10 protein-coding genes and 1 pseudogene are annotated in these 11946 nt (G+C 37.2%); 4 read left to right on the top strand and 7 right to left on the bottom strand.

Features of this window, described 5'->3' with window-relative positions; all coding sequences use genetic code 11:
- Nucleotides 1–97: 97 nt before the first annotated feature.
- Nucleotides 98–439: a glycosyl hydrolase family 18 protein gene (locus BANVL01_RS16955; protein ID WP_066087879.1), complete on the bottom strand. Its 342-nt coding sequence runs from the start codon at nt 437–439 to the stop codon at nt 98–100.
- Nucleotides 440–835: 396 nt separating this feature from the next.
- Here BANVL01_RS16955 and BANVL01_RS16950 point away from each other — a divergent pair.
- A pseudogene (locus BANVL01_RS16950) lies at nt 836–997 on the top strand (pyridoxamine 5'-phosphate oxidase family protein); the annotation flags it as partial.
- Between the two features lie 250 nt (nt 998–1247).
- Nucleotides 1248–2387 carry an IS110 family RNA-guided transposase gene (locus tag BANVL01_RS16945; protein WP_066087883.1) on the top strand — a complete coding sequence of 380 codons (1140 nt, stop codon included), beginning with the start codon at nt 1248–1250 and terminating at the stop codon, nt 2385–2387.
- Between the two features lie 182 nt (nt 2388–2569).
- Here BANVL01_RS16945 and BANVL01_RS16940 read toward each other — a convergent pair whose 3' ends face one another.
- The 5 genes from BANVL01_RS16940 to lipP1 all read right to left on the bottom strand — a co-directional run bounded on the left by BANVL01_RS16940 (nt 2570) and on the right by lipP1 (nt 9373).
- Nucleotides 2570–3340, bottom strand: coding sequence for an SDR family NAD(P)-dependent oxidoreductase (locus BANVL01_RS16940; RefSeq protein WP_066087886.1), 771 nt, complete (start codon nt 3338–3340; stop codon nt 2570–2572).
- Between the two features lie 57 nt (nt 3341–3397).
- Entirely contained in the window at nt 3398–4435 is a 1038-nt protein-coding gene (locus tag BANVL01_RS16935; protein WP_066087889.1) for a 2,3-butanediol dehydrogenase, read from the bottom strand.
- 116 nt (nt 4436–4551) lie between these two features.
- The gene (locus BANVL01_RS16930; protein ID WP_066087893.1) at nt 4552–5988 is read right to left on the bottom strand and encodes an MFS transporter; all 1437 of its coding nucleotides are present in this window, start codon (nt 5986–5988) and stop codon (nt 4552–4554) included.
- Nucleotides 5989–6383: 395 nt separating this feature from the next.
- A complete protein-coding gene (locus tag BANVL01_RS16925; protein WP_066087894.1) occupies nt 6384–8021 on the bottom strand; it encodes a flavin-containing monooxygenase in 1638 nt (545 codons plus the stop codon).
- Nucleotides 8022–8428: 407 nt separating this feature from the next.
- A complete protein-coding gene (gene lipP1, locus BANVL01_RS16920) occupies nt 8429–9373 on the bottom strand; it encodes a LipP1 family hormone-sensitive lipase (protein ID WP_066087897.1) in 945 nt (314 codons plus the stop codon).
- Nucleotides 9374–9750: 377 nt separating this feature from the next.
- Between lipP1 and BANVL01_RS16915 the strand changes: the two genes are divergently transcribed.
- Complete coding sequence (locus tag BANVL01_RS16915; protein WP_066087900.1) at nt 9751–10665, top strand: LysR family transcriptional regulator; 915 nt, start codon at nt 9751–9753, stop codon at nt 10663–10665.
- 94 nt (nt 10666–10759) lie between these two features.
- Here BANVL01_RS16915 and BANVL01_RS27845 read toward each other — a convergent pair whose 3' ends face one another.
- On the bottom strand, nt 10760–10921 hold the full coding sequence (locus BANVL01_RS27845; protein ID WP_169803190.1) for a hypothetical protein: 162 nt from the start codon (nt 10919–10921) through the stop codon (nt 10760–10762).
- An 863-nt stretch (nt 10922–11784) separates the two neighbouring features.
- On the opposite strand from BANVL01_RS27845, the gene BANVL01_RS28910 reads away from it, so the two are divergent.
- The gene (locus BANVL01_RS28910; protein ID WP_501193477.1) at nt 11785–11922 is read left to right on the top strand and encodes an LPxTATN C-terminal sorting signal domain; all 138 of its coding nucleotides are present in this window, start codon (nt 11785–11787) and stop codon (nt 11920–11922) included.
- Nucleotides 11923–11946 lie beyond the last annotated feature (24 nt).

The raw sequence follows: 11946 nt of genomic DNA, 5'->3' as shown, positions 1-11946 counted from the left end.
ATTATTGCTTTTATATTGTATTAGACTCTTCATATATTAATTATATCAAAAATTTCAAACTAATTCCACAATTAAAGGAACATTTGTTCTAAAATATTTATAAAAAACCCCCTCCCCCCATACATGAATGCAGGGGCTTGCGGTTGTTTATTTTGGTCACTACTTTCCCGTCACGATGCAGCGCATCAGACAATTTTTTAATCATTAAACTAAATGAATCGCGGTCAGTCAAATTCAAATTTTCTATGTCTATATTTACACCATCAAAACTGAACTGATTAATTTCATTTCGTAAATTCTGAATGAAAACATTGCGGTTATTTTCGTTATTGATGACATTACTTGCCACTTGTTTGCCCTTCTCCAAGGTTTCATAAAAGAGGTTGTGAACAACTAGATAAACCTTCACCTGTTTTTCATGTGCTCTTTGAATAACCATTCTCTTATGATCTGCTGTAACGGAATCAATAAGACTGCCTGGACGCTTATCATCAAGCTTGTACCAAAAGGGCGCAATGCTGCTTAAATTCGTGAATTGCGAGTTACTGTAGGTTGAGACCCTGGAAAATTTCCTTCCTGCTCTGTATAAAAACCTAAAACTTCTCGAGGAGTTTTATTTTCTGGGCTAACTTCTTTTCTTTGTGATTGATTGCAGGATGACAATAGTAAAAAGACCATGTTTAAAGAAATTTATTGTAAATACCGATAACCGTTTCGCGACATCTATTACACCCACCCACTTTACTAATTTGTTTATTTCTTAAAACCGCCATATCTGAATAAAAATTGGTGTAAAGGGTAGATTACCTCTATAAACATTAATGAGGTGATGGAAATGTCTAACATGATGAAACAAGAAGAAATGGAAACATTAAGAGAGTTAATCAAAGACGTAGACACGGCCATGCTGAATACGGTAACTGAAGAAGGGCTTGTTTCTCGTCCTATGAAAACACAAGAAGTAGAGTTTGATGGTGACTTATGGTTTTTCACTAAAAACTTTCATGAGCTTACGCTCCCAACCCATGCATGAAAATTAATCTCCTCCGACCATAATGGTAGTGACACAAACAGTATGTAAGACGTGGTCTTTTTTGGTGGCTCGACCCTGTACAAAAAACTGTTTGAGTGAGCTTGGTGTTCAACCCTTTGTTAGCTCTCTCCGTTGGAGGGATGACTCGTACAGAAAAATGCTCATTTTTCAATCTCACTCACTGTTTGTGATCCTATTTATGGAGGAGATTTTTATGGATGTATTTATTGAACTATGCGCTGGTTTAGATGTCCATTCTGAGACGATTGTTGCTTGTGTCATAACTGGAAATCACAATGAAGAATTATTCAAGGAAACAGAGACATTTCCTACTTTAACAAAGGATTTATATCGTCTCTTAAAATGGCTTGAAAACCATGGTGTTTCCCATATTGCAATGGACAGCACTGGAGTATATTGGAAGCCTGTATTCAATATTTTAGAAGGCTTCTTTGATATAACATTGGCAAACGCACAACGTATCAAGAATGTTCCAGGAAGGAAAACGGATGTATCGGATGCAGAATGGATTGCTAAATTATTACGACATGGATTAATCGAAAAGAGCTTTGTTCCACCGGTCGATCTTCGAGAACTTCGGGATTTAACCAGACTTAGAAAAAAATGGATTGGTCACTTAACTTCTGAAAAGAATCGGATTCAAAAGGTATTGGAGTGTTCGAATGTAAAATTGAGTACAGTCATTTCTGATGTTTTTGGCGTTTCGGGGAGAAAACTGCTTGAAAGACTTGTAGAACAGGGTTATGTAGACGCCTCTGATGTAGAAGAAAGAATACACGGTAGAATGGCGGCAAAAAAGCAGATGATTACGGATTCTTTGTTTGGCACATTAAATGACCATCAACGTTTTCTCATCCGTCAATCTTGGTCGCACATTGAATACTTAGAAAAGCTTATTAAAGAAATTGAAGAGCGAGTGGATACCTTATTACAAAACTACCAAGAGGAACTCCAATTACTTACAACGATACCCGGTATAAAGAAAGATACTGCAGCGATTATCATTGCCGAGATTGGTGTAGATATGAGTCAATTTCCAACATCCCAACACCTAGCTTCTTGGGCTGGTGTTTCACCAGGGAACAAAGAAAGTGCAGGTAAACGGTATAGTACTAAGACTGTAAAGGGAAATCCTCATATTAAATCGGCAATGTGCGAAGCTGCATGGGCTGTTTCTAGGTGTAGGAATCGCTGGTTAGCAACAAAATACTGGTCAATAGCTGCAAGAAGAGGAAAGAAAAAAGCACTCGTAGCTTTATCGCATCGAATGCTTCGGATTATTTACTCCATGCTTATCAACAAGGAGCCATTTAAAGAAATGCAAATTAGTTAGTATAACCAAAACCAAATAGATTTATACAAAGATACCCTGCAACCGGTAGCTCTGCTTTCTTATTGGCTTTTTAGATTATTTATAGGGTTACCCACCTCGATCAATAATATACAGGAGTCCCGAGGGACTTTTATTTTCACAGAAAATAAACAACTTACTAAGTAGAAACGAGAATAATAATGTTAAATAAACTTACTTAAATCTGGATAACCGCTAACTTCCCAAGCACCATCGACAACTAATCCTGTACCATTTACATAGGAGGCATCATCGCTTACTAAAAACAGTGCTGGTCCAGCCATTTCATCGGGATCAGCTGGTCTTCTCATCGGAATGCGCTCTTTGTAAGCGTTAACTACTTCCTTATTATCAGTTAAACCTTTTGTTAAAGGTGTAGAAACTAACCCTGGTAAAATAGCATTTACCCTAATATTGTACTGTGCTAATTCCAGCGCTGCGTTTTTAGTAAGCATTTCAACACCTGCTTTTGCAGAAGAATAAGCAGCACCATAAAACATTGGAACATGAGCGTTTAGCGAAGCAACGTTAACAATTGCTCCTCCACCATGATCTTTCATGTATCTTGCTTGATGTTTTACAGATAGGAATACGCCTTTAAGAATAAGGTCAACAGTAAAGTCCCAATCTTCTTCACTTTGCTCGATAATCAAACCAGAGCGAGATGCACCTGCAACATTAAACGCATAATCTAATCCACCAAATGTATCAACCGTTTTTTGTACTAATTGTTCAATATCTTTTTCTACGGTAACGTTTGTTACACAACCAATTAAATTACCTTTATGTTGCTCTTCTAATTCTTTTAACTTTTGTTCGTTTAAATCAGCAACTGCAACTTTTATCCCTGCATTTATTAGGCGTGTTACAATCGTATTTCCTATTCCTGATGCTCCACCTGTTACAATTGCTACTTTTCCGGATAATTTACTCATTATCTTTACCTCCAATATTGTAGTTAAAATAATTATATTTAATTCGAGAATAATTAATTATATACATCTTACCAAAATTTTTGCTTGCTTTTTATCATGAATTAATTGTTCAAACCCTTCTGCTACTATATCTTCTAGATTAATCTTCTTTGTTATAACAGGGTTCACAACCAATTTACCTGTTGAAATCATATCGATTACCTCTGGAAAAACATGTCGATAAGCAAGTCTGGAGGTAATATCTGAAGCTTTGAACATCAATTGTCCTAGCTCAATAGAAACTGGTTTTGCAAAAGTGGCCAGTACCATTACTTGCCCACCTTGCTTTACAGAAGCAACAGCATTCGTTATGGTCGCCTGTGCCCCAGCACATTCATAAGCAACATCTACACCACCATTTGTTAATTCCATAATTTCTTCCACAAGATTCTCATTTGCCCCATTGAGAATAGTAGTTGCACCAAGGTCCCTTGCCTTCTCAAGTCGCTCTTCTGACAGGTCCACGGCGATAATCTTTGATGCGCCTGCAGCTTTTGCAGATAATAATGTGAGCAATCCAATCGGACCAGCACCAAATATTGCAACCGAATTACCAGCTTTTAATTTGCTTTCTTTTACCGCGTAAAAAGAGACTGCAGTAGGTTCTATTAACGCACCCTCTTCAAAAGAGACATTTTCAGGCAGTACATGAACCATATGTTCATCAACTAGTACAAATTCAGCAAACCCTCCATCACGATGTAATCCTACAAAACCAACTTGGCTACATTGATTGTAGTACCCTCTTGTACATGCATCACATTCACGACAGTAAATTAAAGGTTCGATTGCTACTCTTTGCCCGACTTGAAGACTGGTGACGTTATCTGCAACTTCGACAATTGTACCTGAGAATTCGTGGCCAAGTGTATGTGGCGGCTTTTGTCCAGTAATTGGATGCGCTTCTAAAGATAAACCGTATGAGTAAGCTCCAAGGTCACTCCCACATATTCCTGCCCACTCAACTTTTACCTTTACTTGACCAGATGAAATTTCTGGAATCGATACTTCTTCTATACGTAAATCTTTTATCCCATGCCATACCGCAGCTTTCAACAATTATCCCTCCCTATCTACTTATATAAACATTCGGTTTTAACCGAGTCATACGGTCAATGATTTAACTCCCCCTTACTTTTGTCTACCAGTGAAAAGACTATTTGGCGCTCTCCTTATTTAACATTGCTTTCTACTCTACCTATTTCCACATTTTGTGCTAAACCTTTTGCTCTTTTAAATCCTGCCACTCTTTTCGGAATTGCTGGTATAAAGATTAGCCCTATGGCAGTAAAAATCATAAGGTAAAGTGCAGTCCTTGGTACAGCTCCATCCCCTAGGGTTACAGCAAGTAAGGAGTAGGTTATTAAAACGAACGTACCCCCTATATTTTTTACAATATTCTCAACTGTATTAAAGGTAAACGTTATGACTCCTAGTCTAGCTGGGTTCGCTTCTGCCAACACAACAGGCTTCAGTCCAGTATTTAAAATACCTGCACCTGTTGATGCTATTATTACTAATATAGTAATATAGAACATAGAAGTGTTTGTATTTAAGAATGCAAGCATAGCAAACCCCGTAGAAACAAAAATCACACCTAACATATTAATCATTCGAGCTGAAATTTTAATCAGTACCCTTCCACATATATAGGCACTTATCCCAAGTCCTAATGAAAATACAAACTGTAATGTCCCGGCGATGATTGATGGTTTGCCTAGAACATTCTGTATATAGAATGTTAATAGATATAGAAGTGAAACAGTAACTAAGCCATAAAATAAAGTTATTGCAGCTGGCCCCCAAAAGTGCCGATTTCTTATATAATCAATATCCAGCAGTGGATCCTTTTTCTTCTTTTGAACAAAATATAACACGATTAAAGAAATAAAAAATATACCCAATGAAGGCATCCATGCAATAGAATCTGTTCCCGTAGCGTTCAGAATTAATGCTATTGACCCGAGTGCTACCAACATGACAAACATGAGAATGGAACCCGAAATATCGAATTTGTATTTAATGTCTCGTACATCATTAGGTAATGAAAGTGCAATCATAAAAATGGCTACAATGGCCAATAATGCGGAAGCCCAATAGTTATAGGACCAATGCATAAGATCAGTAAATACCCCACCTTTTAAGGGAGCAATTGCATTAAATAAAAAGATTATCGCAAACATGGTACCAATTTTTTTCCCTCGTTCTTCTTCACCATAATATTTTCCGATAAAATTATAGGCCAATGGAAAGGTAGCAGCAAAGGATATTCCTGTAAAAGCATAGCCCACAATAGCTAGCCAAAAACCGATAACGGGAGACACAGCTAAAATAACTGATCCAATTAGCATCAGTGAAGCACCTAGAATGCCAACTCGTCTTTGTCCGTAATTATCCGCTATCCACCCAAATAAAGGTTGAAATACAACCATTGCAACAGCAAAAAAACCCTGTGGCCATGCCGCATACCCTGGACTCAAGTCGAAGGTTTCCATCATTTTAGGTATTACTGGCACACCTGAGGTTGGAGTAAAAATAACTAATGCCACTCCAATACATAACAGATAAAATTTTTTATTTAGATTATCCAATGTTGCTTGATTATTCAAAGTAATCTCCTCCATGATTTGTTATACTTAGTAAATTTCTAAACAAATCTAATTCTTCTCTCTTATATCAATGTGAAACAATACTATAGTGGGGTATTCCCCCCACTAGTAGAAAGTACATATAATTTTTATCCATCTTGAGTTCAACTACTGAAGCGAGTACACACGTTCTATTTCTTACAATTCGTCCACTATCTCTAGATTTTTAACAGTCATTACCACTGTACTTTAAAGGAACTACAAATAAAGTGAAACTTCAATCAGTGGGTCCCACTGATTGTTAGTTGAACGAATCGGGCTTTAACTGACTGTTAATCCCCCACTTTAAATTCCCAGTTTTTGCTCGAATTTTTTCAAGTGGGGGTCTCAGCCAGGAACCTACGATAAAGTTCCGGCTATCTTTTCAATTTTGTTTCAAATGATCGAGTCATTAAAAAACCCTCGTATTCTTTAGAAGCAACCTCATCATATTTTGCCTTATACGTTGGCCAATCTCCAAAATACATCAGATTCGCAGGAGGCTTGCCTTCAATATTTGCCCCATGATACCAACTAGGCACCCTGTTTGATAAGCTTTGGGAAGCGATAGCATCATTAAAATTGGTCCATTCATCTTCCGCTTCGGCAGTAGCCTCAATGGTTTCTACTGCATGCTTTTGAAGATAATCAATGCATTGAAAAGTCCATTCTACATGTAACTCAAGACCCCTAAGTGCATTAGTAAATGCAGTACTATGTGGTCCCCAAATGGTAAACATATTAGGAAAACCGGAGTGCGTAAGACCCAAATTTGTCTTAAAGTCTTTAAATCCATCCCATTTACCCCATAGGGTCAGGTCATTTCTCCCAAGGATATCTATTTTCAATAATCCTCCTGTTAAACCATCAAAGCCAGTAGCAAATACAATGTAGTCGAGTTCATGTTCCGTATCTCCAGTCCGAATCCCTTGCTTTGTGATTTCAATCGAAGTGTCTCGAATATCTACCAAAGAAACGTTATCTCGGTTATAAGTTTCATAATAGTCTTTTCCAAAAATAGGACGCTTGGCACCCACTAATAAGTTCGGAAGTAATTTCTCAGCAGTTGTAGAATCTTTTACAATTTCTTTGATTTTTGAACGAATAAAGTTCGCTACATCTTCATTTGCTGCATCGTTTGTTCTGGTATCTGTATAAGCACTTAATAGCGCCGTGGCGGATCGACTTTGCCAAAGTTTCTCGTAAAGTTTTTGACGTTCCTCTCGTGTATCATCAAATGTTGGGTATGGTTTCCCAAAATTTTCTTGAAGGAAGCCACCTGGAGATTCATCCATCCTGCGCCGCCAATTATGAAAATTGTCTTTCATCGCCTGAACTTCTTTAGGTTTAGGAGGTTCGTCCTTGCAAGGAAAAACCCATTGCGGTGAGCGTTGGAAGACTTTTAAATGTTCTGCCCCCTTGGCAATTTCTGGTATTGCTTGAACACCACTTGACCCTGTACCAATCACACCTACACGCTTCCCTTTAAAGTCAACTTTTTCATGTGGCCACTTACCAGTATGATAAATTTCACCTTCAAAATCTTTTAAGCCTTTTATATTAGGCATATGGGTTGCGGATGACAGAGATCCAAGTGCAGTTACAAAATATTTTGCTATTACAACTTCATTATCATCCGTTTGAATTTGCCATTTGTTTATCTTCTCATCAAAATGCGCGGAAACGATTCTTGTATTAAATTGAATATCTCGACGCAGATCTAACTTATCTGCAACAAAATTTGCGTACTTCAGAAGTTCTGGTTGTCTTGGAAAGCTCGTAGACCATGTCCATTCTTTAAAAATTTCCTCAGAAAAAGTGTAACAATAATACATCGTTTCTATGTCACAACCTGCGCCAGGGTAGCGATTCCAATACCAAGTTCCACCAACATTATCCCCTTTTTCAAAAACACGGGTAGAATACCCTTCCTTACGTAAAAGATGGAGTAAATACATGCCAGAAAACCCAGCCCCTACTACAACAACATCAAGTTCTTTTTGATTTAAATTCATTTATTATTTACCTCCTCTTATTTACACTACCTCTTGTTTTTTTGTCAGACAACAGACATGAAAACGCTTCCATTCCTTTGCTAAGGTTCGTTATATTTTTCAATTTCAAATCAAATTTTAAACTTTGCAATTATAGTGTAAAAAATTAAATCCTACGCCAATGTAATTATTAAGACTCGGAGATAGCATTATCTCTTCTAGTAATAAGAATGACTTCCCTCCCGCGGGAACCAATATTACAAAAGCTTTATTGATTTTTCTTTTTGTCGGACAAAGAGGTTGTTTAATTTCCTTAGTTCCGAACGAATCGGGATTTCACCGGCTGTTGATCCCCACTTAAAATTTTCAGTTTCCTTTCGAATTTTTGAAGTGAAGGTCTAACAACCAGTTAACCTGCATAAATGAGTTTAGGAGTTTTTAATTCTATTTGAAAATGCTTCTTTTAGAGAATTTGCTGTTTCCTCTATTGCTTCCATACCTTGTTTATAAAGTTTGGGCATCCAATAAAAACCGTGAAGCATTTCATCATAACGGCTAATTTTTACTGGTACTCCAGCTTCTTTTAACCGCTCTCCATACCCTTCTCCTTCTACACGGAGTTGATCATACTCGGCGGTAATTACCAATGCTGGAGGAAGTCCACTGAGATCCTCAGCTATAAGTGGTGATACGTAAGGATTCTTACCATCTTCTGCGTTATTTAAATAATGATCCCAGAACCATTTCAATTCTTTATTTGTAAGTAGATATCCTTCCCCAAATTCCTCATGTGTTGCTGTATCAAAGGCATAATTTGTGTTCGGATAAACTAATACTTGGTATGAAAGCTTTGGATTTCCTATGTCTTTTGCCATTAAAGTCACAGCAGCAGCTAAGTTTCCTCCTGCACTATCCCCTCCAACAGCGATTCGAGTTGTATCTACTCCTATCGATTTCCCATGCTCTGCTACCCACTTCGCTGTTGCATACGCATCATTTAAAGGTGCGGGAAATTTATGTTCCGGGGCTAAACGATATTCAACAGCAATCACGATGGAGTCCGATCTGTTTGTAATCAGGCGGCAAGGGACGTCAACGCTATCTATACTGCCAATCGTCCAGCCCCCACCATGATAATAAATGAATGCCGGGAAGTCACCCTCACCTTTAGGGGTATACACCCGTATAGGAATGTCACCTAGCGGACCAGGTATTAAGACGTCTTCTACCTTACCTACTTCTTCTGGTTCTCCAGCAGTTTCTGTGAGATCCATTGGTTGTCTTGCTTGCTCGGGGGTTAATTCAAATACCTTTGGCGCATTCATCGCTTTCTTTTGTTCCAACATATGTTGTGCAACAGGATCGAGGGTCATTATTCATTTCCTCCTCTAATTTTTTATCAATTATAAATTCGTTCCTAATTAATTTTCACCATAAACGTTTTACGAATGCACAAAGGAAACTCGGATTGAACTAAGACTAACTACAACACAGATCACCTCCCCGTTATAATAAACCACCCTACTGAAGGCACTTACATAATATTATTCTATTAAACTTAAAAAATTAATGAGTGCACACTTGCTATTCATTTAACTAGTTTCAAACATTTTCATTAGAACCTTTTTTCAGATTATAGACTTGATTTTGAATATTGCGATAAGTTACAATGTTATTATACTCACAAAAGATAGGCTCTGAATAAAAACTAATTTAATTGTACTTAAAATTTACTTAAGGGAGGTTCACTATGAATATTGAACAATTGTCCTATGTAGTAGAAGTAGCTAATTCAAAGTCTTTATTGAAAGCAGCAAATAATTTACATGTTACGGAATCTGCAATAAGCCAAGCGATAAAACGACTTGAAGACGAATTGAATGTAAAGATTTTCAACCGTACACAAGCCGGGTTTGTACCGACGGAAAGAGGAAGGGAGGTAGTTAACAAGGCGATTCATGCACTTCAAGCAATTGATCATATAAGGTTAGAAGCAAGTAAACAAATGATTACACCACGCAACTGCCTTCGAATATCGACGATTACAGAATTAACAAACCACATCAATGATATTATGTATCACCATTACAAAAAAAATCCCTCCTTAAATATAGAAGTGACCGAGCAGTCAAGCCAAGACACGGTTAGAGATTTGCGAAACGATTTATTTGATATAGGGTTTATTGTATTTAATAGAAAAAAGCTAGATTTATTAAATGAATTTGACTTTACCCCTATCCATCAGGGCAAGTTTAATCTGCTCACTTCCAACACATTTCAATTTGGTCATAATATTAAAGTTAATTTAGTACAGTTTAAGAATGAAAAATTTGTTCTTTACAAAGACCCTGATATACAAGAACTTATGAATGAGTTTCAAACTGTTTTTGGACCTATAAATATTATATTTAAAACAAAGAACATAAAGCTAATTGAGCGTTCCATTTTAGACTATGGTGCCTTTACAATTGGTCACAGTCTTTTTCCTTTCTATAGTCAATCTCCGATACTGAAAAAATCACATCACTTAGATTTAGGGAATTTTCTTGACACGTCTTTTCAATTTGGCTGGATTAAAAAAAAGGAACACACACTATCGAGGGAAGCTAATTTATTTATCAAGAAAATTAATGTCGTACTGTCAGAATTTACTCCGGTTCAATAAGAGGAATGAGGAGTTGCGCTTTGTAAGTCCTCATTCCTTTTTTAACATATTTAATTCACATGCATGCAAGGGAATTAGGATTTACTTCCTCGCTCTAATCTAACAAACGATTATTCTCATCCACGGACATAATTTTTGTTTCGCGTTTGCCGTCCGACCCATCAAGCTTACCGAAACCGTGACAAACACTGCATTCATATTGCCAGCCTTCATCATCTCTCAGCAAACCGACACCTTGGCACACTTTACATACCATATCATCCTTCATAAATGTCTTTCCTCTAAGAGAACCTTATTCCTATTTTCACCCAATTAATAATCCCGCCTTGCAGCATTATTTCCTTTTGGCGTTCCGATAAAACTTGACGTACTTTGATTTCTTGATTACTCCCTTTTACACGGATAAAGAAGTCCTCGCCCGCTTTAACTTTGTCTTTTAAACCTTCAAGCAGCAGGACATCTCCAGCTTAAATGAGGTTATAATCTTCCGAATTAGCAAACGTTAACGGTAGTATCCCAAAATTCACTAAATTCTGCCAATGAATCCGTGAGAAATCTTTTACTAATGCTACTTGCATCCTGACGCTACCCCTATTACAAGTATGGCCAACAATATATTTTTTAAAAAGGTAAAAGTGCCTGATGTCCGGTGATTTAACCTATCAACTGTCAGGATTTGTTGTGTCCTTTCAGGGTACCTTTATTTCATCATCTTAGTTACCAAACCTTCGCCCAAAAATCCTTTGTTGATGGGTAGAATTAATAAAACCCAATTGTGGTGACGGGGGAAATTGGCAGTGGCACCTATTATGGAGGAAGCCACTGGGGTTGAAGAAACGCAATGAATGTTACAAAACTATTATATTTTGGTTGAATCAAAAAAACAGCCTAGAGGCAGCTACCTCTAGGCTGTTTTTAGGTTCTAATCACCGCTAGCTTTACAATCCATTAACAAAGCTATCTTAATTTCATAAGCGTATTTCTGTGGTTGTTTATTGTTCGAATCTACGGTTCTTTAATCAAAATCCAAATGGACAAAATCCAACATCAGGTAATCGAAATCCAAACTGACAAGATTCATCAGGTAATCAGAATCCTGGTGGCTAAAGTACTGGTAATGTGAAAGATAATACCAACCAAGGAAACAACAATAGAAATAAAATACCAAATACAGCAACACCATATTTTAATTGGATATTCATCGGTTTCCTATTAATTATCATTGCCCTAGTCCGGCAGCAAATTAAAGTTAGTTAGTAATCCGCCATATCTGAATAAAAG

The organism is Neobacillus novalis NBRC 102450, from assembly GCF_001591805.1.
Taxonomy (GTDB): Bacteria; Bacillota; Bacilli; order Bacillales; family Cytobacillaceae; genus Neobacillus; species Neobacillus novalis.
This window is presented reverse-complemented; position numbering and strand designations above follow the sequence as displayed.